This is a genomic window from Flavobacterium terrigena (genome assembly GCF_900108955.1).
In the GTDB taxonomy this organism is placed as follows: Bacteria; Bacteroidota; Bacteroidia; order Flavobacteriales; family Flavobacteriaceae; genus Flavobacterium; species Flavobacterium terrigena.
This window is the reverse complement of record NZ_FNYA01000001.1, coordinates 25,133-51,059: the sequence shown is the minus strand read 5'-3', so window position 1 is coordinate 51,059 and position 25,927 is coordinate 25,133. Positions and strand designations below refer to the sequence as shown.

General features: G+C 31.3%; 21 protein-coding genes and 1 other RNA gene. 8 read left to right on the top strand and 14 right to left on the bottom strand.

Going from position 1 to position 25,927, the window contains the following annotated elements:
* Positions 1-79: 79 nt before the first annotated feature.
* From BMX42_RS00255 to BMX42_RS00240, 4 genes are all read right to left on the bottom strand, one after another.
* On the bottom strand, positions 80-1,708 hold the full coding sequence (locus tag BMX42_RS00255) for an acyl-CoA carboxylase subunit beta (RefSeq protein ID WP_091306587.1): 1,629 nt from the start codon (positions 1,706-1,708) through the stop codon (positions 80-82).
* Positions 1,709-1,731: 23 nt separating this feature from the next.
* Complete coding sequence (locus BMX42_RS00250) at positions 1,732-1,977, bottom strand: hypothetical protein (protein ID WP_091306583.1); 246 nt, start codon at positions 1,975-1,977, stop codon at positions 1,732-1,734.
* A 404-nt stretch (positions 1,978-2,381) separates the two neighbouring features.
* On the bottom strand, positions 2,382-3,467 hold the full coding sequence (gene dnaX / locus BMX42_RS00245; RefSeq protein WP_091306579.1) for a DNA polymerase III subunit gamma/tau: 1,086 nt from the start codon (positions 3,465-3,467) through the stop codon (positions 2,382-2,384).
* A 149-nt stretch (positions 3,468-3,616) separates the two neighbouring features.
* Positions 3,617-5,125: a hypothetical protein gene (locus BMX42_RS00240; RefSeq protein ID WP_091306575.1), complete on the bottom strand. Its 1,509-nt coding sequence runs from the start codon at positions 5,123-5,125 to the stop codon at positions 3,617-3,619.
* 195 nt (positions 5,126-5,320) lie between these two features.
* Between BMX42_RS00240 and rnpB the strand changes: the two genes are divergently transcribed.
* The 5 genes from rnpB to BMX42_RS00215 all read left to right on the top strand — a co-directional run bounded on the left by rnpB (position 5,321) and on the right by BMX42_RS00215 (position 12,213).
* An RNA gene (gene rnpB, locus BMX42_RS00235) (RNase P RNA component class A) lies at positions 5,321-5,638 on the top strand.
* A 112-nt stretch (positions 5,639-5,750) separates the two neighbouring features.
* On the top strand, positions 5,751-6,395 hold the full coding sequence (locus BMX42_RS00230) for a DUF47 domain-containing protein (protein WP_091306572.1): 645 nt from the start codon (positions 5,751-5,753) through the stop codon (positions 6,393-6,395).
* Between the two features lie 9 nt (positions 6,396-6,404).
* Positions 6,405-8,084: an inorganic phosphate transporter gene (locus tag BMX42_RS00225; protein WP_091306569.1), complete on the top strand. Its 1,680-nt coding sequence runs from the start codon at positions 6,405-6,407 to the stop codon at positions 8,082-8,084.
* 215 nt (positions 8,085-8,299) lie between these two features.
* Positions 8,300-9,514 (top strand): porin, encoded by a 1,215-nt coding sequence (locus BMX42_RS00220; RefSeq protein WP_091306565.1) that lies wholly within the window; start codon positions 8,300-8,302, stop codon positions 9,512-9,514.
* 158 nt (positions 9,515-9,672) lie between these two features.
* Entirely contained in the window at positions 9,673-12,213 is a 2,541-nt protein-coding gene (locus BMX42_RS00215) for a zinc-dependent metalloprotease (RefSeq protein ID WP_091306562.1), read from the top strand.
* A gap of 67 nt (positions 12,214-12,280) precedes the next feature.
* On the opposite strand, the gene BMX42_RS00210 is transcribed toward BMX42_RS00215, so the two are convergent.
* Positions 12,281-13,510 (bottom strand): hypothetical protein, encoded by a 1,230-nt coding sequence (locus BMX42_RS00210; protein WP_091306559.1) that lies wholly within the window; start codon positions 13,508-13,510, stop codon positions 12,281-12,283.
* A gap of 27 nt (positions 13,511-13,537) precedes the next feature.
* Positions 13,538-14,636 (bottom strand): peptide chain release factor 2 gene (prfB, locus tag BMX42_RS00205; RefSeq protein WP_143055569.1). Its coding sequence is split into 2 segments (ribosomal slippage): positions 13,538-14,572 and positions 14,574-14,636, totalling 1,098 coding nucleotides; the frame shifts between segments, so codons are not numbered across the junction.
* Between the two features lie 46 nt (positions 14,637-14,682).
* Between prfB and BMX42_RS00200 the strand changes: the two genes are divergently transcribed.
* Positions 14,683-15,708: a threonine aldolase family protein gene (locus tag BMX42_RS00200; RefSeq protein WP_091306553.1), complete on the top strand. Its 1,026-nt coding sequence runs from the start codon at positions 14,683-14,685 to the stop codon at positions 15,706-15,708.
* Between the two features lies 1 nt (position 15,709).
* Here the strand turns inward: BMX42_RS00200 and BMX42_RS00195 are convergent, their stop codons facing one another.
* From BMX42_RS00195 to BMX42_RS00160, 8 genes are all read right to left on the bottom strand, one after another.
* A complete protein-coding gene (locus BMX42_RS00195; protein ID WP_091306551.1) occupies positions 15,710-16,432 on the bottom strand; it encodes an acyl-[acyl-carrier-protein] thioesterase in 723 nt (240 codons plus the stop codon).
* Between the two features lie 28 nt (positions 16,433-16,460).
* Positions 16,461-17,387 carry a tRNA (adenosine(37)-N6)-dimethylallyltransferase MiaA gene (gene miaA / locus BMX42_RS00190; protein WP_091306548.1) on the bottom strand — a complete coding sequence of 309 codons (927 nt, stop codon included), beginning with the start codon at positions 17,385-17,387 and terminating at the stop codon, positions 16,461-16,463.
* Between the two features lie 5 nt (positions 17,388-17,392).
* The gene (locus BMX42_RS00185) at positions 17,393-18,754 is read right to left on the bottom strand and encodes an exonuclease domain-containing protein (RefSeq protein WP_091306545.1); all 1,362 of its coding nucleotides are present in this window, start codon (positions 18,752-18,754) and stop codon (positions 17,393-17,395) included.
* Between the two features lie 61 nt (positions 18,755-18,815).
* On the bottom strand, positions 18,816-19,484 hold the full coding sequence (locus BMX42_RS00180; RefSeq protein WP_091306542.1) for a YggS family pyridoxal phosphate-dependent enzyme: 669 nt from the start codon (positions 19,482-19,484) through the stop codon (positions 18,816-18,818).
* 20 nt (positions 19,485-19,504) lie between these two features.
* Positions 19,505-20,251, bottom strand: a complete 747-nt coding sequence (locus BMX42_RS00175; protein WP_091306539.1) for a hypothetical protein — start codon at positions 20,249-20,251, stop codon at positions 19,505-19,507.
* Between the two features lie 84 nt (positions 20,252-20,335).
* Positions 20,336-21,553, bottom strand: a complete 1,218-nt coding sequence (locus BMX42_RS00170; protein WP_091306535.1) for a DUF1015 domain-containing protein — start codon at positions 21,551-21,553, stop codon at positions 20,336-20,338.
* Between the two features lie 64 nt (positions 21,554-21,617).
* Positions 21,618-22,508, bottom strand: coding sequence for a 3-hydroxyacyl-CoA dehydrogenase family protein (locus tag BMX42_RS00165; protein ID WP_091306532.1), 891 nt, complete (start codon positions 22,506-22,508; stop codon positions 21,618-21,620).
* Between the two features lie 38 nt (positions 22,509-22,546).
* Entirely contained in the window at positions 22,547-23,512 is a 966-nt protein-coding gene (locus tag BMX42_RS00160) for a Gfo/Idh/MocA family protein (protein WP_091308717.1), read from the bottom strand.
* A 100-nt stretch (positions 23,513-23,612) separates the two neighbouring features.
* On the opposite strand from BMX42_RS00160, the gene BMX42_RS00155 reads away from it, so the two are divergent.
* On the top strand, positions 23,613-24,254 hold the full coding sequence (locus BMX42_RS00155; protein ID WP_091306529.1) for a protein-L-isoaspartate(D-aspartate) O-methyltransferase: 642 nt from the start codon (positions 23,613-23,615) through the stop codon (positions 24,252-24,254).
* Positions 24,255-24,272: 18 nt separating this feature from the next.
* Positions 24,273-25,880, top strand: coding sequence for an alkaline phosphatase PafA (gene pafA, locus BMX42_RS00150; protein WP_091306526.1), 1,608 nt, complete (start codon positions 24,273-24,275; stop codon positions 25,878-25,880).
* The last annotated feature ends 47 nt before the right edge of the window (positions 25,881-25,927 follow it).

The following is a 25,927-nucleotide window of genomic DNA, read 5'->3' as shown; positions in this document are numbered from 1 at the left end:
ATAAATTATACCAAAAAAATGGTATAAAAAAATCTACTCGTATTTAGTAGATTTTTTATGATTTTATTTAAATTCAAGATTATACCTGAATCACACCTAAATTAAATGGTTTTAAAATAGGTGAGTGGTTCGCTGCTTCAATTCCCATAGAAATCCAAGTTCTTGTATCTAACGGATCAATGATGGCATCTGTCCATAAACGAGAAGCAGCATAATATGGTGAAACTTGTGCATCATATTTGGCTTTTATCTTATCGAATAATTCTTTTTCTACCGCTTCATCTACCACTTCTCCTTTATTTTTTAAAGATGCTGCTTCAATTTGTGCTAATACTTTTGCAGCTTGCGTTCCACCCATAACGGCTAATTCGGCACTTGGCCAAGCAAAAATTAATCTTGGATCGTATGCTTTTCCACACATTGCGTAATTTCCAGCACCGTATGAATTTCCTACTACAACTGTAAATTTAGGTACAACTGAATTAGAAACTGCATTTACCATTTTGGCACCATCTTTAATGATTCCGCCATGTTCTGATTTGCTTCCTACCATAAATCCAGTAACGTCTTGTAAAAACACTAATGGAATTTTCTTTTGGTTACAATTTGCAATAAATCGAGTGGCTTTATCTGCACTTTCAGAATAAATTACACCACCAAATTGAATTTCTCCTTTTTTAGTTTTAGAAACCAAACGCTGATTGGCAACAATTCCTACAGCCCAACCATCAATTCTGGCATAACCAGTAATAATCGTTTGTCCATAACCGGCTTTATATTCATCAAATTCCGAATTATCAACTAAACGTTTGATAATTTCATTCATATCATATTGATCGGTACGTAATTTTGGTAAAATTCCGTAAATATCTTTTTGCTCTAATGCTGGTTTTGCAGGCGTTTCTCTATTGAAACCTGCTTTGTCATAATCACCAATTTTAGAAACAATACTTTTAATTCTGTCTAAAGCTGCCGCATCATCTTTGGCTTTAAAATCGGTCACACCAGAAATTTCACAATGCGTTGTTGCTCCACCTAAAGTTTCATTATCAATTGTTTCACCAATTGCGGCTTTTACTAAATAACTTCCTGCTAAGAAAATACTTCCTGTTTTATCTACGATTAAAGCTTCATCACTCATAATTGGTAAATACGCACCACCAGCAACACAACTTCCCATAACTGCAGCAATTTGAGTAATTCCCATGCTGCTCATAATAGCGTTATTGCGGAAAATTCGTCCGAAATGTTCTTTATCTGGGAAAATTTCATCTTGCATTGGTAAATACACACCAGCAGAATCTACCAAGTAAATAATTGGCAATCTGTTTTCCATAGCAATTTCTTGTGCTCTTAGGTTTTTCTTAGCCGTAATTGGAAACCAAGCACCCGCTTTTACAGTAGCATCATTGGCAACAACAATACATTGTTTTCCTTTGATATATCCCATTTTTACAACCACACCGCCAGATGGACAACCACCATGTTCTTCGTACATCCCATCTCCAACAAATCCTCCAATTTCAATACTTTTAGCTTTGTCATCTAATAAATAATCAATACGCTCACGAGCAGTCATTTTGCCTTCTGCATGTAATTTGTCAATACGTTTTTGTCCGCCACCTAATTTTACTTTCGCAAATTTTTGTAGCATGTCTGAAACTAACAATTTGTTATGATCTTCGTTTTTGTTGAAATTAATGTCCATTTTTTAATGTTCTAGTAGGTTGTTTATAAATCTAATTCAAAGGTTTGTCTAAATAATTCTATGGCAGGATTTAACTCCTTAAAATGTTTGTATTTTTCTTCGTTGGTATAAATTACTTTTGGTTTATAGGTTTCTATAACTGTAATTTTAATTTTGATATCGTAATTGCGCAAATTCGTTTTTAAGTAACCAATTAAATCCGAATTGGTGTTTTCAAAATCTTCTTTCGAACCTTGGTTTGGGAATTCTAACAAAATATTTGTTCCCATTAAAACCGGTTTGCTTAATCTCATATAGCTACAAAAAAGCTTTTTACCTTTGGTTTCTAAGATTTCGATATAATCGTTCCAATGTTTTATGGCATCTTCTTGTGTAAACGGATCGGCTAAATGCTCACCAACTGCTACACTTTCCGTTTTTGCTTGGTTGGAAATATCCGCTTTTTGCCTTAATCCTTTTATAGATAAAGAAGAAACTCTTTTACTTGGATCAATTGAAATACTAGGCGTAAGCTTTTTCTGAATTTGTTCGATTTTCTCCTCAACTTTTTCTTCAACTTTTTGAATTGTTTCTACAGGAGCAATTTGCGTTTCAGGTTTTGAAACTATTTCCGGTTGAATGGAAGGTGTTGAAGATTGAATTTCTTTCGCTTTATGAAAGAAATTAGAAGGAATTATAAAGTATTTAGCTTTTTTTTTTCGGCATCATGTGTTAATGAAGCCAATTGCATTAAAGTTAATTCCACAAAAAGTCGTTGATTTTGACTGACTTTATATTTTAAATCACAATCGTTTGCGGTTTCAATTCCAGCTAATAAAAACGCTTGAGAAGCTTTTTGTGCTTGAATGGCAAATTGTTGTTGGGTTTGTTCGCTTACTTCTAATAGAGAAAGTGTGATTGGGTTTTTACAAACCAATAAATCTCTAAAGTGTGAAGCTAAACCAGCAATAAAATGATGTCCGTCAAATCCTTTTGCTAAAATATCATTATAAGTTAATAGTAATTCTGGAATGTTGTTTTCCAAAATTAAATCGGTTACCTTAATATAGTAATCGTAATCTAAAACGTTTAAATTTTCTGCAACAGCTTGACGTGTTAAGTTGTTGCCACAATATGAAACCACTCTGTCAAAAATAGACAAAGCATCACGCATTGCACCATCAGCTTTTTGAGAAATAATACGTAAAGCTTCTTCTTCAAACTGCACATTTTGATTTTGTGCAATTTCCATTAAATATTCTTTAGTGTCGTTAATCGTAATTCGTTTAAAATCGAAAATTTGACAACGAGATAGAATAGTAGGAAGAATTTTATGCTTTTCAGTTGTTGCTAATATGAAAATTGCATGTTTTGGTGGTTCTTCTAAAGTTTTCAAAAATGCATTAAATGCAGAAGTTGAAAGCATGTGAACCTCGTCGATAATATATACTTTATATTTTCCAGTTTGTGGTGGGATTCGAACTTGGTCGATAATACTTCTAATATCATCTACACCATTATTTGATGCGGCATCTAATTCGAAAACATTGAATGAAAAATCTTCATTTGGGTCATCATAACCTTCTTGATTAATTTTTCGAGCTAAAATTCTCGCACAAGTTGTTTTTCCAACGCCACGTGGACCTGTAAAAAGTAAGGCTTGTGCTAAGTGATTATTTTCTATGGCGTGTAGTAAAGTATTGGTAATAGCCTGCTGCCCAATAACATCTTTAAATGTTTGAGGTCTGTATTTTCGGGCTGATACTATAAATTGTTCCATAGGTAATTATCGATAGCAAATATATATGTTTAAATATCAAAATGCAAATCTCAAATCTCAAAATATAAAAAACAAATCGGAGTTATAAAAATATCTTTATAACTCCGATTTGATTTAGTATCATATTACTAATTTGGATATTTTAATTATTAGTCCATGGCTATATTAAAAGATTTTATAGTCAAATCTTTACTTGATTCTCCAGCAATTCTAGCGACATGTAATTCTACATAATCTCCAGAATTCATTTGAACAGTTCCTGCCAATGAAAGATTCAATGCATTAGTTGAATCGGTACTCACAAACGTTTCTGAAGAACTAAGTACCGTTGCAACACCGCTGGAGTTAAATTTTACAAAAAAGAACACATGATCGGAATTAAATATACCACTAGTAACAAATGAAATTGTTGCATTTAATGCAAAAGTTCTTGGTTTTTTACCAACATATTGCAATCTATTATTAGCTGAGGAAACTGGACTAGTACCAGTTCCCATGCGAAATAAGTTTGTTGCAATTGTTGTACCTGGAACTTTAGAATAAGGAGTTGCAGCATTTGTAGCATTAGGTGTTACAGTAGGTGATACTTGAGTTCTATCAAAATATAAATTCCCTGTTGCTTGAGCGTCACCTTCTGTTGGAATTCCCGTACATCTAATTGTCCAATTGTTATTAAAATTATAATTGGTATAGCCTCCAACTGTGTAAGGATTTACATATTTTCCAGTAGTAAGCGTACCTTTAAATACTACTGTTTCCATAACAGCTTCAGTTACGATTGGATTTGAAGATACGTCAAACCCTATTGCACTTCCTGTTACTTCGGAAAAACCACCTTGTTTTATTACAGTTTCGAAAGTACCTTCTAATTTTTCAAAAGTACCTGTGTTAGTTGAAAACCAAGCCGTATTACTTAATAGTAATTTACTAATATTTTTATACACTATTCCTGTTGTATTGCCAGTATACAAAACTATAGAATTAAAAACATAAAAAAAGTTTTCAATAGTTCCAACATTATTACATCCGCTAACGATAGCATCTCTCAAATTTAAGGTCTGAATTCCTGTTCCTAGAAGATTAAAAGCTTTTCCTCCTCCTGTTACATTTATAGTTACTAGACGAATATTTCCACCAGTAGTTCCAGTAAAAAGATCCCCAGATGTTTTTACTAATTTATCGTCAGAAGTGTCCAATCCAGAAATGCATGCGTTGTTTAATTCTATTGGTAAGTCTACAGAAATTAAACCATTAATCTCATATAAAGTAGAAGAATCTAAAAGGTATTTACTTCCTCCTCCAGCTGTTTTCTCTTCAGCTAAAACCGTTGCTAGAACATCAGTAGATTTTATACGTTTAAATTTTAATCTACTATTAGTTTGTACTTTTGACCAAGCAGAAATTGAAGAATCATAATGGTGAAATGCATTAAGATCTGTATCATAAACCATCAATCCATTAGCTGGTGATGCGATAGCTGTTCTTTGTAGAGTTGTCATTCGAGGAGTTAATAATCCTTGAGTTGTAGATGTTAGTTCCAAAATAGAACTTGCATCTGGATTGGTAGTTCCAATTCCAACTTGTGCATTTAGCTTAGTTGATAATAATAAGAGACAAATGAATAGTCTCGAAGTTATTTTAAAAAAAATAGGGGTCATCGGTTCTTAAGTTAAATTATTTTGATAGCAAAAGTATAGTAGTAACAACCACATAATGTTGGTTTTGTAGAAATGTCACAAAAAATTTTAAATATCACAAAAATTTAAAAAAAAATCATTTTAAGAAAAAAATATCTTTTCTATAAAAAACTTCTAACTTCTAACTCCAAACTTCTAACTTTAATTTATCTTTGCCCCGCAGACCGCCTTATCGTCGTCTTATTTATAGGAGGGAGGAAAGTCCGGACACCAAAGAGAAGCATAGCGGGTAACACCCGTCATCCCGATTTATCGGGATAGGACAAGTGCAACAGAAAGTATGTACAGGTAATGCTGTAGTGAAACCAGGTAAACTCTATGCGGTGAAATTTCAAGTATATCAGCATTTAAGGGTTTCTCGTCCGTTGCTGAAGGGTAGAAAGATTGATTCCGAGAGTAATTTCGGAGCTAGATAAATGATAAGGACTCCGATTTATCGGAGTACAGAATCCGGCTTATAGGTCTGCATTTTTTTCTTCACGTTTTATTAATATTTAGTTAACAATTAATCTACTATTATTAATTACTTAACATTAACTTAACATTGGGTTTCTACTTTTGCACCGTAATTTAAACAAACTAAAAGATGGCCTTTAAAAACATTTTAAATTTTTTCTCTCCAAAAGACAAAACTTTTTTCCCATTATTCGAGGAAGCTACAAACAAGTTAACAAAAATGTCTGATGCGTTACATGAGGGTGTAAATGCTTCAAAATCAGATAGAGAAAGTTATTTTAAAAAGATTGACGAGTTATTTGAAAGCATTGAGAAAATTTCTCACAAAATGAATATTGAATTGAGTAAAAACTTTATTACTCCTTTTGACAGAGAAGATATTCACGCATTAATGACTACAATTGAAGATGTGGCTAGTAATTTACAAGAAGCTTCTAACAGAATTAGAATGTATCAAGTAGAAAAAATTACAAAATCTATCAGAAAAATTACTGAAATTAATTTAGAAGCTTGTGGTCACATTGCAAAATCTGTAATGGAATTGAAAGACATGAAGAATTTTAAAAATATTTTTGATTCTGTAAAGAAAATCAACAAATTAGATAGAAAATCGGATTCAGTTTTTGAAAAAGCTGTAGCTGATATTTTTGAAAATGAAACAGATGCCAAAAATGTTATTAAATATAAAGAAGTTTTAGCGTCATTAGATAAAGCGTCAGATAAATGTAAATCTGTTGCAAGAGTATTAGAAGCAGTAGCTGTTAAACATTCTTAATTAAGTACTATGTTTACATTATTAATAGTAATTATAGTCATTGCATTGTTGTTTGACTTGGTAAACGGATTTCATGACGCTGCCAATTCAATTGCAACAGTAGTTTCTACAAAGGTTTTAACACCTACACAAGCTGTAATTTGGGCAGCATTTTTCAACTTTATCGCCTATTGGGTTTTCGATATGAGTGTGGGAAATACCGTTGCCAAAACAGTAGATGGTTCTGTAATTAATCTTTGGGTAATTTTATCTGGATTATTAGCAGCAACTATTTGGAATTTATTAACTTGGAAATTAGGTATTCCTTCATCATCTTCACATACTTTAATTGGTGGTTTTGCAGGAGCAGCCGTAGCACATGCAGGTTTCGGGGTATTGAATTTAGAGTCTATTGGACTTACGGTTATATTTATCTTCTTAGCACCATTTATTGGAGGAATTATTTCGTTCTTTATTGCCTTGGTGACTATTCAAAGAAATTTCGCTAAAAAAATAAGTATTTCTATAGCTATTTCAGTACTAACTGTTTATGTTACTTATGCCTTAAAAGATAGTTTAGATATTAAACCAATTATGATTTGGATTATTGGTGTGCTTTTAGGTTTATTTATTGTAGTATACTGTTGGTATGAATTAGTACATGGAAAAAATCCTTCGCATACTAAAGAAGGAAATATGTACAAAAAATTACAATTGTTATCTTCAGCAGCCTTTTCATTAGGACATGGTGGTGCCGATTCACAAAAAGTAATGGGTATTATTTGTGCTGCTTGTATTGTTTACGCAAACGGATACAGAACAAGCCCTGATAAAAATATGCCAGAATTTGTAAAAGAATACAACTTGTTAAACACAACGGAAGTGCTGCAAGTAGTTTATAAAAATGACGAAGGTAATATTAAGAAATTCAAACCATCTGTTGGTGTATTCGGAAAAGATACAGTTTATCTTGATGGTAAAAATATTTTTGACTTAACAACAGGAGAGAAAATTTATGAGGATGAGAAATTAAACTCAAAAGTTTCTAATGACAACCCTTTTATTAATCATTTAAAAAGAGAAGGTGTTGATGTTAATAATTTCAGTGAGATTGTTAGTACAGAAAAAAAATTAGAAAGAAAATCAAAGGAAAATAAATCGAGTCATCCACTTACTAAGTTAGAAGTATATTCGGATAAAAAAGAAATAAAAGACGTTGTTACTAACGAAGTTATTTTTACAGATAAGACAATAAATCCAAAGTATAGATATGCCAAAATTTTCTCAAAATATCTTGATAAAGATGGTAAACTTTTAAAAGGTCATAAATTAGAAACTAAAGTAACTAAAGATACAATGCCAACATGGATTGCTTTTGGATGTTACTTAATGATTGGAATGGGAACTTTAATGGGCGGTTGGAAAATCGTAAAAACGATGGGAACTAAAATTACCAAAGTAACACCATTAGAAGGAGTTTGTTCTGAAACAGCTGGAGCTTTAACTTTATTTACAGTTTCTCAAATGGGAGTACCAGTTTCTACAACTCACACAATTACTGGATCAATTATTGGAGTAGGAGCCACGAAACGTTTAAGTGCTGTTCGTTGGGGAGTAACCATTAGTTTATTATGGGCTTGGGTTTTAACTATTCCAGTTTCAGCAATTATTGCAGCAATCTTATATTACGTTACTACTTTGTTTGTGTAAAATAAGTTAGTTATATAAAATTTTAAATCCGTCTCAAGATATTGGGGCGGATTTTTTTTTGTCAAAAATTCAATTGTTAAGAAATTGTAAATTATAGTTGCAAATACTTAAAGATAACTTAATACAAGATGTATTAATACTCTGATTCTTAACATTAAATTTGCACTAACAAAACGAAACAACAACTAATTCTTAACACAGCAACACGAAAACTAATGAAAAAATTAATTTATCTTCAATTATTTGTTTTTTTAATTTCTGGGATAGTTTTTTCTCAGGACAAACCAACAAATGATATTAAATTATCAACGTTACCATACTTCAGTACAGGTAAAGGAATTGGAATAACTTCACCGGATAGTTTATACCAATTGAACCTTAGATTTAGAATGCAAAACAGAGTAACTTACATTGAAAACGATGGTGAAAATGGAGGATATGATGCACAAATCAGAAGACTTCGATTACGATTTGACGGTTATGTAATAAATCCAAAATTCTTATATGCGATTCAATTATCATTTGCTCCTGGTGATGTTGGAGAAATAAAAGATGGTGAAAACATAAACATTATTAGAGATGCGGTTTTTATGTATCGTCCAAATAATAGATGGAATATTAGTTTTGGTCAAACCAAATTACCTGGAAACAGACAACGTGTCAATTCTTCTGGAGGTTTGCAATTAACTGACAGAACTATAAATAATGGTAAATTTACAATTGATAGAGATTTTGGAATTCAACTTCATAATATGAATGAGTTTAAAGATAAGTTTTCATATAATTTTAAAGGAGCTGTTTCTACTGGAGAAGGAAGAAATTCAACTGAAAAACCAGATGATGGAGTTGCAGTTACAGGTAAAATTGAGATATTGCCATTAGGAGCTTTTTCTAAAGATGGAACTTATTTTGAAGGTGATATCATACGTGAGAAAAAACCAAAATTAATGTTTTCTGGAGCTTTCCAACAAAATAACCATGCTAGAAGAACGCAAGGTCAATTAGGTAACGATTTATTCGAAAAAAGAACTATGAAATCGGTGCTTTTAGATGCGATGTTCAAATATAATGGTTGGGCAGCTATGTCGAGTTATATGTCGAGAACAACTACAAAAAATGCGGTTACTTTTGATCCAGACGATATCACAAATTTTAATTATGCTTTTGTTGGTAATGGTTTCGATTATCAATTGAGTTATAATACAAAATCAAATTACGAATTCATTACGAGATATTCTATTCAAAAAGTTGGAAAAGATATTAGAGAATTCGCACCAAATTCTAAACAATTATCTTTCGGGGTCACAAGATATATTTGGCAACATACTTTTAAATTACAAAGTGAAATCTCTTTTGATACTTTGGATTATGTTGATGGTACAACAAAAAATAATTGGTATTTACGTTTTCAAGTAGAAATCGGAATATAATTTCAATTCATATTACATTAAAAAAACGCCAATTTTCACAAGAAGATTGGCGTTTTTTTATGTATTCAATTGTTAAATTAAACTTAAAGTTTCTGATTTAAAGTAACATAAAAATATTTTTCAGACAGATTAGTTAATAATTAACTAAACTATATTTTATGCTCAAAAAATCACTTCAGATTCTTTTTTGCTTTTTTCTATTAACAAGTGCAGAAAGTTTTGCACAAAAGAAAGACAAAAAAAATAAGAAAAACGAACCTCCAACTGCAGCTGAAACTAAAAAACCAGACGCAAAAAAAGAACCAAAACCTTATAAAAAAGTAATCGATTCTACTGCGATTACACAAAAAGGACTAATTGATGTTCACAAAGTTGCAGATAAATATTTATTTGAAATTTCAGAATCATTAATAGGAAAAGAAATAATGACTATCACAAGATATTCTAAAACACCTGCTGGTGGAGGAATATTTGGTGGTGAAGAAATTAATCGTCAAGTAGTTCGTTTCGAAAAAGGAATGAATAATACGATGATTTTACGTTCTATTACCTATGTAATTATGACGCCAGATGAAGACAAACCCATTACAAAATCGGTTAAAAATTCAAATGCGGATCCAATTATCGGGATTTACGATATTTTGGCTTATAAAAAAGATGAATCAGGTAAAGAAAATGTGTCAAGTGTAATTGATATGACATCTGCTTTCGATTCAGATTTACAAACGTTCTCTTTGAATTCTATCAACAAGCAATTATTGAGTATTCAGGCTTTTCAAAAGGACAAATCGTTTATCCAATTTGTAAAAAGTTTCCCAATCAATACAGAAATTAGAACAACTAAAACATTTACAACTGTTGCTCCTCAAATTTCAAGAAATCCAACACCAAAAATCGGAGTTGATTTACCTGCTGGATTAGATGCTGGTGTGGTATCAATGGAATTAAATACTTCATTTATTTTATTGCCAGAAAACCCAATGCGTAAACGTACTTTCGATAAAAGAGTAGGTTATTTTGCAAATGGTTATGAAGTTTTTGAAGAAGATTCTCAAAAATCAGAAACAGATATTTTTGCTGTGAGATGGCGTTTAGAACCTAAAAATGCAGAAGACGCTGAAAAACAAAAAAGAGGAGAATTAATTGAACCTAAAAAACCAATTGTTTATTATTTAGATCCAGCAACACCAGATAAATGGAAACCTTTTATCAAACAAGGTATTGACGATTGGCAAGTGGCTTTCGAATTTGCAGGTTGGAAAAATGCTATTCGTGGTGAATATTGGCCAGAAAATGATCCATCAATGAGTTTAGAAGATGCACGTTTTTCTGTTTTAAGATATTTCGCTGCTGAAATTCAAAATGCTTACGGACCAAACGTTCACGATCCAAGAACTGGAGAAATTATGGAATCTCACATCGGTTGGTACCATAATATTATGAGTTTATTACGTGATTGGTATTTAATTCAAACTGCTGCAGTTGATCCGAAAGCGAGAAATAAAAAATTAGATGATAAATTAATGGGCGAATTAATTCGTTTTGTGGCGGCTCACGAAGTTGGTCATACATTAGGTTTACGTCACAACATGGGAGCAAGTAATGCAACTCCGGTTGAAATGTTACGTGATCCAGCATTCCAAAAGAAAAACGGACATACCTCTTCAATTATGGATTATGCACGTTTCAATTATGTAGCACAACCTGAAGACGGCGTAACAGATTTATTTCCAAGAATTGGAGATTACGACAAATGGGCAATCAAATGGGGTTATTCTTATTTTAATGATGCGAAATCTGAAGAAGCAGAAAAAGCATTATTAAATAATATGACAAAAGAAGCTTACAAAAATAAAAGATTACATTTTGGTACAGAAACTAGTCCTTATGATCCTCGTTTTCAAACAGAAGATTTAGGAGATAATTCGATGAAAGCTTCAGAATATGGTATTAAAAACTTAAAAAGAATTTTACCAAATTTAATCGAATGGAGTAAAGAAAATGGAGAAGATTATTCTGAATTAGAAGGTTTATATAATTCTTTAGTAGGTCAATTCCGTAGATATATGGGTCACGTGACTAAAAACGTTGGTGGTATTTACGAAAATCCTAAAACGTATGACATGGAAGGAAACGAATACGAAATTGTTCCTTCTGCGATTCAAAATGAAGCGGTTGCTTTCTTAAACGAGCAATTATTCAAAACGCCAACTTGGTTATTAGATCAAAATGTTTTGGCTAAAATTAACCCAGATAATGGTGTTGAATTAATGAAAGGTATTCAAGATGGAACGTTATCTAGTTTGCTATCTTTAGATAGAATGGCGCGTTTAATGGAAACTTCTTCTATGAACAAAGCAAATTATTCTATTGACGAATTATTAAGCGATTTAAAACGTGGTATTTTCTCTGAATTAAGAACTAACACTGCAATTGATGTTTACAGAAGAAATTTACAAAAAGCTTTTGTGACGAAATTAATTGATGCAATTAGTTTAGATAGAAATGCTGCTGCGAACTTTAACGGTAGAAGAATTGTTATCGCTGATACCGATTTACCTTCAATTGCTCGTGGACATTTAATTGAATTAAGAGGTCAGTTAAAAGCGGCTAATGCTTTAGCAACAGACAGATTAAGTAAATTTCATATTGCAGATTTAGTAGCAAGAATTGACAAAGCTTTAAATCCGAATAGATAATATAATTTATTGCAAATAAAAAAGCCTTCCAGAATTTCTGGAAGGCTTTTTTTATTCTTTATTTTTTTTAAAATAATTTATAACCTAATTTTAAAGAAATTTGGTTTAAACTATATTTATGCTCTTTATCACTAACTAAAACAGAATAATAAGGTGTTTTAGTGTTAAATTTAATTTCGGCAGAATATTTTTTGTATTGATATCCGGCTCCTAACGCAAAATTTGAAGATAAATACATTTCGTCTGCAATTACTATAGTAGTATTGTTAAAAGGATTATAAGTATGAATATTTGCTTTATTAGCATTAATAGAAAATGAAGCATTAGCAAATAAACTACTAATCTTATTCATTTTGAAATATCTTCTTAATCCTAATGGCAATCTTAAAGTAAAAATATCATTAAATAAGGTTTCATCTGGATTAATAAATTGAGGCTTGTAAATTTTTAGTGACTCTTTATTTTGAATATATGAAGGGTCAAATATAAAAGACCAATTTTTGTTATTATAAGGTAAAAGAACTTCAACTTCAAATCCAAAACTCACAGCATTTCTTTTGTCAGTTTCATAATTTCCACTAATATTTCCGTTTGGTATAATAATAGTTGAATTAATACTGTTCAATAAAAAATTTACTTTAAAATTAGTTTCAAATTTTCTTTTTTCAGATATTGCTTTAGTTTCAGTATTTCCAGAAATACAATTGTTCGTTTTTATAAAATAATCTACCAAGTCATTATTATTGTATTTTAATGCAATAATCGATTTTTGATCGTTATTACATTTAAAATTCACAAAAAGTTGTTGTTTAAAAGCATCGTTTGTAGATATATTTCCTTCAGAATTATTATATTGCTTATATACTAATTGTTCAATTTTATTATTTACAGTATAAAAAAATCTATCATAGTCTTCACTTTCAAAATAGTACAAGTTAGATTTTCCTTCAACTAAAATTTTAAGTAATACAGTTTTCTCAATAAATTTTGGACTTGGGCTATTTGTTAGAGTAATAAGATTTGGAGAAGATTCATCAACCTTAACAGTAGCTTTAACAAATTTGGATTTGTTTATTATTCCAAATTCTTGAATTTCTTCTATAGTTTTTGTTATTGTTTTATCATCACTTGTGTTTTTTGTTTCAATACTTGTTGGGTTGTTTTTCCAATCATAATTTTTAATTAAACATTCTGTTTTTATGCCTGAATTATCAATATAATAACCTGGTTCAAACTTGTTTTGTGCGAATGATAAAAATGCTGTTAGAAATAATAGATAACTTAATTTAATTTTCATTTTCTTGTTTAGTTAATATAATAATATTTAATCTTCTTCTTTTTGTCCCATCATCATTAGATAAGCTTTCAAGAAACCATCAATTTCTCCGTTTAAAACGGCTTCAGAATCGGAAGTTTCAAATCCGGAACGTACATCTTTAATTAATTTATAAGGATGTAAAACGTAGTTTCTAATTTGCGAACCCCATTCAATTTTCATTTTTCCGGCTTCAATATCATCACGTTGTGCCAATTGTTTTTTTAGTTCAATTTCGTACAATTGTGATTTCAACATTTGTAAAGCACGAGCTCTGTTATCATGTTGTGAACGCGTTTCGGAACATTGAATTTGAATTCCTGAAGGTTTGTGAAATAATTGAACCTTAGTTTCCACTTTGTTGACATTTTGTCCACCAGCACCACTTGACCGAGCCGTTGTGATTTCAATATCAGCAGGATTAATTTCAATTTCAATAGTATCATCCACCAACGGATACACATAAACTGAAGCAAATGAAGTATGACGTTTGGCGTTACTATCAAAAGGCGAAATTCGTACCAAACGATGTACACCATTTTCTCCTTTTAAATATCCAAAAGCAAAATCGCCTTCAATTTCTAAGGTTACAGTTTTAATTCCAGCAGCATCACCTTCCTGATAATTCAGTTCTTTAACTTTATAACCTTGCTTTTCGGCCCACATCAAATACATTCGCATCATCATGCTCGCCCAATCGCAACTTTCTGTTCCACCAGCACCAGCAGTAATTTGAAGTACGGCACTTAAATTATCACCTTCTTCCGAAAGCATATTTCTGAACTCTAAATCTTCAATACTTGTGATGGTTTTATCAAAAATGGCATCTAATTCTTCTTCAGAAACAGCATTTTCTTTATAAAATTCATAAGTTAGTTGCAATTCTTCGGCTAAATCTTCGCAGCGAGTATAATCATCTACCCATTTTTTTATCGAACGTAAATTACGCACAATAATTTCTGCTTGCTTTGCGTTATTCCAAAAGTCTGGCGCAAAGGTCTTTTCTTCCTGATTCGTTATTTCGACAAGCTTGGCATCAACGTCAAAGATACCTCCTTAACGCACCAAGGCGATTAATAATGTCTTTAATTTGTTCGGTATTTACCATTTTATTTGTAGTTTTACACAACAAAAATAGACTTTTAAAACGATTTATGGAAATTAATTTATTCAGCGATACGGTTACCAAACCCACTCAAGAAATGTTGCAATTCATGTTTAACGCCAAAGTGGGCGATGATGTTTTTAAACAAGATCCAACAGTTAATGAATTAGAAGAAACTTTGGCCGATTTATTTGGTAAAGAGGCGGCTTTGTTTTTTCCATCGGGTACAATGGCCAATCAAACGGCTATAAAATTGCATACCAATCCTGGCGATGAATTAATTTGCGATAAATGGGGTCACGTTTTTTTATATGAAGCGGGTGGAGTAGCGTTTAATAGTGGTGTTTCTTGTAATTTGATCGATGGAAATCGAGGAATGATTACAGCGGAACAAGTTGAAAATGCTATTAACGATCCAGAATTTTATCATGCGCCAATGACGAAGTTAGTTTGTGTCGAAAATACAACAAACAAAGGTGGTGGGGCTTGTTATGAGATTGAAGATTTAAGAAAAATTAAAGACGTTTGTACGAAACATAATTTAAAATATCATTTAGATGGCGCTCGTATTTGGAATGCTTTAGTAGCTAAAAAACAACATCCAAAAATTTATGGAGAATTGTTTGATACGATTTCTGTTTGTTTATCTAAAGGTTTAGGTGCTCCAGTTGGCTCAGTACTAATTGGTTCAAAAGAAGATATAAAACGTGCACTTCGAATCCGAAAAATATTTGGTGGCGGAATGCGTCAAGCTGGATATTTAGCGGCTGCAGGAATGTATGCGTTACAAAATAATATTTCTCGTTTAGAAGAAGATCATAGAAAAGCGAAAGAGTTAGGTGAGATTTTAACAACTTTACCTTTCATTTATAAAGTAGAACCAATTGAAACGAATATTGTTATTTTTACGTTGAAATCTGATGTGAATGAAACGCAATTTATTGATAAATTGAAAGAGAAAAACATCAATATTAGCAATATGGGTCAAGGTAAATTGCGAATGGTTACTCATCTGGATTACAAGCAAGTAATGCACGATTATGTAATGGAAACTTTAAGTAAAATTAGTTTTTAATTTAAATTTCAACTTCCAAAGCAAAGCAGCTTTTTCCTTCTTTAGTAATTAAGAAAGAAGTTGTTGTATGCTGAATTTCAATTGTATCATTATAATTCAACTCTTGTAAATAATTTAAGTTTAGCGCTTTAATTTTGTTACTCAAGACAGTTTCAGCATTTGTAACATCCAAACACCATTCTAAATATTTGACATTATTAGCGTGATTCACGATATCAATATCAGATAATTGGATGGTTTTTTCGTTTTTAAATGTAAATTCTTCTGGAATATTTATTTTCTGAATTGGATTAGAAATACTATCTGTATCAAATTTTTCAAAGTGAGCATGTGGTAATGCCAAAATATCTGGTCGTCTGGTTTTGGTATTAATTACCACCCAAAATGTTTCGCAACCTACAATTTTCTCCTCATTCAAATACATTTCTAAACAACGAATAGAACGCGAGTTTTCTAAGGTTTTAATCCAAGTTTTAATCGTAATAACATCTTTCCATTTCGGTAATTTCGTAATTTCAATTCGCATTCTACTCAATACCCAAGCTTGATGATGTTGTTGCATATCTAAATAACTAATACCACCTAAATCGGCGTGATTACCAGCTACAATCTGAAATAAATTGCAAATTTCGGTATGTTTCAAAGAGCCATTTGGATAGCAATGTTGAAAACCAATTTCGAAATTTTGAGTATAAATAGAAGTAAAGTCTAGAGAAACGGGCATGATTAATTTACGATTTTGTATTTACGATTTACGAATTTTGGATTTTTGAAGTGATACTTTTAATAATTTCATTTCTATCCGTTTCAAAATCAAACCAAGTTGCATTTTCAGTACGTTTGAACCAAGTCATTTGACGTTTTGCAAATCGACGTGTGTTTTGTTTGATTTGTTCTATAGCAAATTCAAAAGTAGTTTTATCTTCAAAAAAATCAAATAATTCTCGGTAACCAACGGTTTGCAAAGCATTACGTTCTTTGTGTGGAAATAAATTTTCAACTTCTTCCAATAAACCTTGTTCCAACATAATATCAACACGCTGATTAATTCTGCTGTACATAATTTCTCTATTTGCTTCTAAACCAATAACAATAGGAGTGAAGTTACGTTTGTTTTTTCGTTTGCCAATAAAGCTAGAATAGGGAAGTTCGGTTCCTAAACAAACTTCTACAAAGCGTTTCATACGTTGCGGATTTTGTAAGGTTTGCGGATTTTCAGTTTCTAGTTTTTTATAATAGTCGATATCTAATTCTTGTAATTTTTGTTGTAGAAATTCGATACCTAATTCTTCAAATTTGGAGTTGATTTCAGAACGAACACTTTCATCAATATCTGGAAATTCGTCGAATCCTTTTAAAACGGCATCTACATATAATCCAGAACCACCAACCATAATCTGGATGTTTTTTTTAGCAAAAAGTTCCTCTAATTTTTCTAACGCTTCTTTTTCAAAATCTCCCACAGAATAATTCTCAAAAATCGATTTATTTTGAATGAAATGATGTGGAGCCGAAGCCAATTCTTCTTCAGACGGAACAGCAGTTCCAATTGTCATTTCCTTAAAAAATTGTCTACTATCGCAGGAAATAATATCACAACCAAAATGTTGCGCCAAAGCAATGCTTAAGGAAGTTTTTCCTATTGCTGTTGGTCCGATAATTGTGATTAAATAGTTCATGATTATTAAAACTTCATTATTCTCATCACTCTATTTTTTCTGATATAGCTCTTAATAATTGCAGTAGTATCACGGTTATTTTGCATTGGAATTAAAATGTTTTTCAGAATTTCGATATTCGTAATTTGATAATTTAAATCGAAAAAACAATAACCTTTATAAATACCATTTTCAATGACAACAGCGCTGCGTTCTTCAATAGTTCTACCTTTGTCGACCACAATTAAATTGTTGTTTTCAAACTGAATTTCTTTGATGAAATTTTGTACGCGAGCATTATATAATTCTGGACTTTCAGCTTGAATACAGGCACCAAAACATTCTTTAATTTTGTATTGAAAACAAGCTGCTTTCGTTTCGTATAATCCGTTTATTTTCTGACATAAATTATAATCAGAAGTTACTTTGAAAAGCATATTTTTCCCTTCTTGTAAACTTACAAATGAAGTGATTTCTTTTTTTCTACCGTCTGCTTTTTCAATGGTTAAAGCTATATATCCATTTTCATCCAAATGCGAATACATAGCAAAATTGAAAATACTTTTACGTTGCGATCGGTTATAAATGGGTTTGTTGATTTTAATTTCTTCTGATTCTTTCAGCAAAGCAATTAATTCGCTTCCGGTTTCTTCAAAAGTTACGGCATAAACATCACGTTGAATTTTTTTACTTTTCGAATTAACACCCGTAAAATGTTGGTTCACACGTTTTTTAATGTTTTTACTTTTACCAATATATATTAAATCGCCTTTTTCATTATGAACGTAGTAAATTCCTGTTTTTGAAGGTAATTTCTCTGCAATATCAAGTAATTTTGGCGACAATCCTGCTTTTATTTCTGTTTTTATGAAGCTTTTGACAATTTCTTTAGTTAAATCTTTCGCCATTAGCATTTTGAATAACTTCACAGTTGCCATGGCATCACCACTTGCTCTGTGTCTGTCAGCCATAGGAATTCCTAGTGAACGCACTAATTTTCCTAAACTATAGGAAGGTAAATCGGGAATGATTTTTTTGGCTAATTCTACTGTACAAAGTGTAGGTTTTTTAAAATCGTAACCTAATCTTCTAAATTCTGTTTGTAAAATTCGGTAATCAAAACTTGCATTGTGTGCGACAAGAATCGTGCCTTCGGTAATTTCAATAATACGTTTCGCAACTTCATAAAACTTTGGAGCACTACGAAGCATGGCACTATTAATACCTGTTAATTTTACAACAAAAGGCTGAATTGGTTTTTCCGGATTCACCAAACTAATGAATTGGTCGATTACTTCATGACCATCAAATTTATAAATGGCAATTTCAGTAATACCTTCTTCATTGTATTGTCCGCCAGTGGTTTCTATGTCGATTATTGTGTACAAATCAGTATTCAGTGTTCAGTTTATAGTTTTCAGTTTGAAATTTTTGGGACATTTAAACTGCTTATTGATAATTTCTATTGCCAAAGATACTACTTCCAATTCGAACCATTGTACTTCCGCATGAAATTGCGAGTTGATAATCGCCAGACATCCCCATAGAAAGGGTTTGAAGTTTCAAGTTTGAAGTTTCAAGTTGACTATGTTTGTCGAAAATTGTTCTCAAATGTTTGAATTCTTTTTCAATTTGAGTTGGGTTTTCTGTAAATGTTGCCATTCCCATTAAGCCTACAATTCTTATGTTTTCTAAATTTTTAAAATCTTCAGAAGATAAAATCTCATTCAATTCTTCTTCATTTAATCCGAATTTGGTTTCTTCTTCCGCAATATGAACTTGAAGTAAACAATCAATAACTCGATTGTGTTTTTGGGCTTGTTTGTTGATTTCTTCTAACAATTTCAAACTATCCACACCATGAATCAAACTCACGTATTCCGACATAAATTTGACTTTATTGGTTTGTACGTGACCAATCATATGCCATTCGATATCTTTTGGCATTTGTTCCCATTTTTCGGTCATTTCTTGGATTTTGTTTTCTCCAAAAATACGTTGACCAGCAGTATACGCTTCCATCAAATCAGCAACGGGTTTGGTTTTAGAAACCGCAACCAAAGTAACGTGAGCTGGAAGTTGGGATTTTATTTCGGTAAGGTTTTGAGCTATTGACATTTTTTTTACTTTTTCAATTATTATTGAAACAATTCTAAATCATCAAAATCTTTGATTTCAGAAAGTTTACCTAATGATTTTGTTTTTTCAATATAGACAATTCTTTCTTCAAAGACTTCTTCACCAGAATCTGCATTTTCATTCGTATTAGTTCTTATTATTTTTTTTCTGGATAAAAAATTGATACTAAGTTCACTATTAATAACTGCACCATTATTATCACTTGAATCATAACCAATTAGTTCAAAATCTGAATTTTTTAATCTAAACGTATAGCTCCAATATCCATATCTACCATGTGCATAATGAATATATAAATTTCCTTTTTTAATTTCTACAGATAATTCTGGAGCATAATAAACACCACCTTCTTCATTTTCAGATGAAAAGCAATCTATATTTTTTAAAAATTGTTTGTAATTGCCATTTTCATTTAAAAGTACAATAATTCCTCTACGATTTCTGTCTAATTCTCCACGAAATTCATGTTGAACTATATTTTCTTTGTTGATTTCTTTAATAAGTAAAATACAATCATCAATTCCATCTTTATTTAAATCGCCTTTTATTTCTTCTAAAAGTTTAAATCCTTTTGGAATAAAATCCGAAGTTTTATTTTTAGGAATCGTATCTGAAATTGTAGTTGCAATTTCCTCTTTTTTAATTTCGGTAGAATCCTCTTTTGTAGATGATTCTTCTTTTTTAGAATTTTCACAACTAATTAATAAAAATGAAATTATGAATATAGACTTAAATATTTTTTTCATGGTCAAATAGTATGAGATTCTAGACAAAGTTATAAAAGCAAGATTGTAGTTAAACTTCGTAAATCAAAAATTGTAAATCGTAAATTATAACTCATAAACCACCAAACCACTTCTAAACTTTGGTTCAATATATGTTGATTTTGGAGGCATAATTAGATTATTATCGGCGATGGTTTTAATTTCTGAAATATTGGTAGGGTAGAGCATGAAACCGACTTCATATTCGCCTTCGTCAATTAAATCTTTAATGACAGAAACACTTTGTTTTCCTGGAATATAGTCAATGCGTTCATCGTTACGTAAATCTTCAATTCCTAATAATGGATTCAAAACTGTATCGTATAAAATTTGTGCATCTAAGTTTTCTAAAACAGAAGTTTCTTTTTGATTTTGCTTGTAGAAAAGTGCATAAAAGCTTCCATCTAAATACATTCCAAATTCGAACTTATTTTGTGGTTTCCACAGTTCTTGATCTTTGGTTTTGATAATGAAATTTTCCGCTAATTTTTTGATGAAATCGTCTTTGGTTAATCCGTTTAAATCACGGATAATTCTGTTGAATTCATAAATTTTCACATTGCTTTCGGCAATTAAAAAACTCATAAAATAATTCAGGTTTTTGTTGCCTAAATGTTTGTCTTGTTCATATAACAATTCCGCAGAAGCCGAACGATGATGTCCGTCTGCAATGTATAAATTCGGAATGTTTTCAAAATGTTCTTGTAGCCAATCTATTTCCGATTGGGTATCAATTTTCCACAACGTATGTTTTTCCTTATTTGGAGTGGCAAACGCATAAATCGGTTCGCTTTTTTTTCGTAAAGAAATAAACGTGTTAATCTCAACAGAATCAGGATAAGTAATCAAAACAGGTTCGGTATTAAAACCCGTTTGATGTAAATAATCTTTAAATAATTCCACACGATATTGTAACGTATCTTCGTGTTTTTTAATGATATTTTGCTGATAATCTTCTACAGAAGTTCCTGCGATAATTCCGGTAAAAGTCTGATGTTTTGCCTGAATTTCGTATAAATAAAACACAGGTTTATCTTCAGAAACTAAAATATTTTCGTTTTTAAAATCCTGATATTTATGTAAAACCCCTTTAAAACGCTTGTCGATAGTGATTTTTTGAGTATTGGCATACGCAGGATGAATCACGTGTAAAAACGAATACGGATTAAAGTTTAACCAAGCCGCAAGCTCAGCCGAACTATAATCGTCATACGTTCTACAAGTTACCAAAGCTACTTTATCTGCTGTGGGACGAACCGCTTTAAAAGGGATTATTTTTGACATATTTTATAAGTTTTCAGTCTCAGTCGCAGTTATCAGTTTTACTGCGACTGAAAACTGTGACTGTTTACTTCGCAAACTGTTTAGAGATTTTCTCTGCTTTTTTGCTTTCTGAATAATCGTAGAAACCTTCACCAGATTTTACTCCTAATTTTCCAGCCATAACCATGTTTACTAATAACGGACAAGGAGCATATTTTGGATTTTTGAAACCGTCGTACATTACGTTTAAGATTGATAAACAAACGTCAAGTCCAATAAAATCAGCTAATTGTAATGGTCCCATTGGATGAGCCATTCCTAATTTCATAACTGTATCAATTTCAGCAACTCCAGCAACACCATTATATAACGTTTCAATAGATTCGTTAATCATTGGCATTAAAATTCTATTTGCAACGAAACCTGGATAATCGTTTACTTCCGTTGGTGTTTTTCCTAATTTTATAGATAAATCCATGATGATTTTAGTCACCTCATCTGAAGTAGAATAACCACGGATAATTTCAACTAATTTCATAATCGGCACTGGATTCATAAAATGCATTCCAATAACTCTTTCTGGATGAACAACTTGTGCGCCAATTTGAGTAATAGAAATAGAAGAAGTATTACTTGCTAAAATTACGTTATGATCGCAAATATCGCTTAATTGCTTAAAGATATTCATTTTCAACGTTACGTTTTCTGTTGCAGCTTCCACAACTAAATCACAACCAACTACACCATCTTTAATATCTGTGTAAGTAATAATGTTTGAAATTGTTTTGTGTTTGTCATCTTCCGTGATGCTTCCTTTAGTCACCATTCTGTCTAAGTTAGCGGCAATTGTTGCCATTCCTTTTTCTAATGATTTTTCAGAAATATCAATTAATTTTACAGTAAAACCTGCTTGTGCAAATGTATGAGCAATTCCGTTACCCATTGTTCCTGATCCTATTACGGCAATTTGTTTCATCTTGTGTTTATATGTTTGTTGTTATTTTGTCTAATTCTTTATTTTCCAATACAATCAATAATCTGATATGCTACGCGTAATGCTTCTGTTCCGTCTTCTAAACTTACAACTGGTGTTGTATTGTTATTGATAGCGTCTGCAAACGATTCTAATTCGTCTAAAATGGCGTTATTCGGATTTACATTCGGATTATCGAAATAGATTTGTTTTTTCACACCTTCTGCATTTTGTAAAATCATATCAAAATCACCAGGAATTTCTGGAGCATCTTGCATACGAACTACTTCGCAAATTTTGTCTAAATAATCTACAGAAATGTAAGCGTCTTTTTGGAAGAAACGACTTTTACGCATGTTTTTCATAGAAATTCTACTCGCTGTAATATTCGCTACACAACCATTTTCAAATTCTAAACGCGCATTGGTAATGTCTGGAGAATCGGAAATAACCGCAACACTACTCGCATTAACCGTTTTTACTTTCGATTTTACTACACTTAAAATTGCATCAATATCGTGAATCATTAAATCTAAAACCACAGGAACATCAGTACCACGTGGATTAAATTCAGCCAAACGATGCGTTTCTATAAACATTGGTTTGTTAATTTTATTTTTCACAGCAGTAAAAGCTGGATTGAAACGTTCCACATGTCCAACTTGACCTTTTACGTTATATTTATTTGCCAAAGCAACGATTTCTTCCGCTTCTTCAACAGTTGTAGCGATTGGTTTTTCTATAAAAATATGTTTACCAGCTTCGATGACCATTTTGGCACATTCGAAATGTTGAATTGTTGGTGTAACTATATCTACCACATCAACTTCAGCAAGTAAACTTTCTATAGAATCAAATTTTTTATAACCGAATTCGGCTGCGACTTTAGTAGCATTTTCTTCGAAAGGATCAAAAAAACCAACTAATTCGTATTTTTCTGACTGATTAAGTAATCGTAAATGTATTTTTCCTAAGTGACCAGCACCTAAAACTCCGACTTTTAACATAAAAATAAATTTCATCAAAAATAGTAATTAAATAATAAAAATTTCAATTTGCATTTTGAAATTTTAAATCTAATTTTACATCAATAATTTACCACAACAATTGAAAGATACTAATAAACATCAAGGGCTTAGAAATCAGCTTGCAAAGCAATTACAAGAAAAAGGAATTACAGATAAAAACGTGTTAGATGCTATTAAAAAAATACCACGACATTTATTTTTGAATTCTAGTTTTGTAGATTTTGCTTATCAAGATAAAGCATTTCCAATTGGAGCTGGACAGACCATTTCTCAACCTTATACTGTGGCTTTTCAGAGTGAATTATTACAAGTAGAAAAAGATCATAAAGTTTTAGAAATAGGAACGGGCAGTGGTTATCAAACCGCAGTTTTAGTGACTTTAGGTGCGAAAGTGTTCACTATTGAAAGACAAAACGAATTGTTTAAAAAAACTTCCAGATTATTACCAACTTTAGGCTACAGACCAAAATTATTTGTTTTTGGCGATGGTTATATTGGTTTGGAAAAAGAAGCTCCTTTTGATAGTATTATTGTAACGGCAGGTGCTCCAATAATTCCCCAAGCCTTATTATCGCAATTGAAAATAGGAGGAAGATTAGTGATTCCTGTTGGAGATGATATTCAAATTATGACTTTATTAGTTAGAAAAAATGAAACGCAATTTGAAAAAACCGAATTTGGTGATTTCAGATTTGTGCCACTTTTAGAAAATAAAAATTAATCACTCAAATTTACATAAATGAAAAAACTGATTTTAGGATTTTTAGTTTTTAGTACATTTTTAAATGCGCAAGACAAACCAAAATTAGTGGTTGGAATTGTGGTAGATCAAATGAAAATGGAATATTTGTATCGTTTTTCAAATGATTTTTCAGACAATGGTTTTAAGAAATTAATGAATAAAGGATTCACGTTTCACAACATGCATTATAACTATATGCCAACATATACCGCTCCTGGACATGCAGCAATTTTTACGGGCGCCTTGCCAAACGTAAATGGAATTGTAGGTAATGAGTGGTTTAATAAGGCTACTGGGAAAGATATGTATTGTACAGATGATGAATCAGTTATAACTTTAGTAGAAGGAACAGAATCTGAAGGGAAAATGTCTCCTAAAAACCTTTTTAGTACTACAATTACTGACGAATTGAAATTGGCAACTAATTTTAAAAGTAAAGTAATTGGAATTAGTATTAAAGATAGAGGTGCGATTTTACCAGCTGGACATTTTGCAGATTGGGCGTTTTGGTATACGAAAACAGGAAATTTTATTTCAAGTTCTTTCTATGGTCAGAAATTACCAGATTGGGCAACTCAATTTAATGGAGAAAAAAACTATTTGAAATACATCGAAAAAGGTTGGGATTTATTAAAATCGAAAGAAACATACAACGAAAGTTTAAACGATAATAACCCATATGAAGGAAAGTTATTTAAGAAAACGCCGTTCTTTCCCTACGACATGAAGGAAATGTTTAATAATAACGACGCAGGAGTTTTAAGAACAACACCTTACGGAAATAATTTAGTTGCAGATTTTGCTAAAAGCGCCATTGAAAATGAGAAAATGGGAGCAGATGAAATTACAGATTTTCTTACGATGAGTTTTTCTGCAACGGATTATGTTGGACACCTTTTAGGACCACGTTCTATTGAATTACAAGATACTTATTTGCGTTTAGATGAAACTATTGCTGACTTCTTAACTTATTTAGATAAAACAGTTGGCAAAGGAAATTATTTAGTTTTTTTAACGGCTGATCATGCTGGAGCTGAAAACGCGACATATTTAAAAGATAATAAATACGCAGTTGAGAGTTTAAATTCTAAAAATTTACAACAAAGTATTATTGAGTTTTCTCAGAAAAATTTTGGAGAAAATATATTGTTAGATTATTCAAACTTTAATGTTTTTATCAATAAAGAAAAAGTTAAACAAAAAGGTTTAGAATTGAATAAAGTTAAGCAACAATTGAAAGAGTTTTTAATGATGCAGAACTTTATTAGTAATGTGTTTACGGAAGAAGAAATTCAAAATGCTAGTTCAAGTAATCCTATTTTAGAAATTGTAGCAAATGGTTATGATCCAAAGCAAAATGGTGAATTAGTCTTATTATTTAAGCCAGGATTTATGGAATATTCTTCTACAGGAACAACACACGGTTCACCTTATTCTTATGATACGCACGTTCCTTGTTTGTTTTATGGCTGGAAAATTAAAAAAGGAGAGTCATTTAATAAAAAAACCATCACACAAATTGCTCCAACTTTAGCTCAGAAACTAAGAATTACAATGCCAAACGGTACGCAATCTGAAGTTTTAGAAGAAGTTTTAAATAAATAATAAAAACAAAAAAGCTCATCATAACGATGAGCTTTTTATTTTTGCTA

Bases quoted from the DNA above. Each gene is read 5' to 3' on its own strand.
- BMX42_RS00165 (WP_091306532.1), bottom strand. From the start codon at position 22,508: ATGAAACAAATTGCCGTAATAGGATCAGGAACAATGGGTAACGGAATT.
- BMX42_RS00210 (WP_091306559.1), bottom strand. From the start codon at position 13,510: ATGAAAATTAAATTAAGTTATCTATTATTTCTAACAGCATTTTTATCA.
- BMX42_RS00195 (WP_091306551.1), bottom strand. From the start codon at position 16,432: ATGCCCGTTTCTCTAGACTTTACTTCTATTTATACTCAAAATTTCGAA.
- BMX42_RS00180 (WP_091306542.1), bottom strand. From the start codon at position 19,484: ATGTCAATAGCTCAAAACCTTACCGAAATAAAATCCCAACTTCCAGCT.
- BMX42_RS00255 (WP_091306587.1), bottom strand. From the start codon at position 1,708: ATGGACATTAATTTCAACAAAAACGAAGATCATAACAAATTGTTAGTT.
- BMX42_RS00220 (WP_091306565.1), top strand. From the start codon at position 8,300: ATGAAAAAATTAATTTATCTTCAATTATTTGTTTTTTTAATTTCTGGG.
- BMX42_RS00250 (WP_091306583.1), bottom strand. From the start codon at position 1,977: ATGGGAACAAATATTTTGTTAGAATTCCCAAACCAAGGTTCGAAAGAA.
- BMX42_RS00215 (WP_091306562.1), top strand. From the start codon at position 9,673: ATGCTCAAAAAATCACTTCAGATTCTTTTTTGCTTTTTTCTATTAACA.
- BMX42_RS00225 (WP_091306569.1), top strand. From the start codon at position 6,405: ATGTTTACATTATTAATAGTAATTATAGTCATTGCATTGTTGTTTGAC.
- pafA (WP_091306526.1), top strand. From the start codon at position 24,273: ATGAAAAAACTGATTTTAGGATTTTTAGTTTTTAGTACATTTTTAAAT.
- BMX42_RS00200 (WP_091306553.1), top strand. From the start codon at position 14,683: ATGGAAATTAATTTATTCAGCGATACGGTTACCAAACCCACTCAAGAA.
- BMX42_RS00230 (WP_091306572.1), top strand. From the start codon at position 5,751: ATGGCCTTTAAAAACATTTTAAATTTTTTCTCTCCAAAAGACAAAACT.
- BMX42_RS00170 (WP_091306535.1), bottom strand. From the start codon at position 21,553: ATGTCAAAAATAATCCCTTTTAAAGCGGTTCGTCCCACAGCAGATAAA.
- BMX42_RS00240 (WP_091306575.1), bottom strand. From the start codon at position 5,125: ATGACCCCTATTTTTTTTAAAATAACTTCGAGACTATTCATTTGTCTC.
- BMX42_RS00175 (WP_091306539.1), bottom strand. From the start codon at position 20,251: ATGAAAAAAATATTTAAGTCTATATTCATAATTTCATTTTTATTAATT.
- BMX42_RS00160 (WP_091308717.1), bottom strand. From the start codon at position 23,512: ATGTTAAAAGTCGGAGTTTTAGGTGCTGGTCACTTAGGAAAAATACAT.
- miaA (WP_091306548.1), bottom strand. From the start codon at position 17,387: ATGAACTATTTAATCACAATTATCGGACCAACAGCAATAGGAAAAACT.
- dnaX (WP_091306579.1), bottom strand. From the start codon at position 3,467: ATGGAACAATTTATAGTATCAGCCCGAAAATACAGACCTCAAACATTT.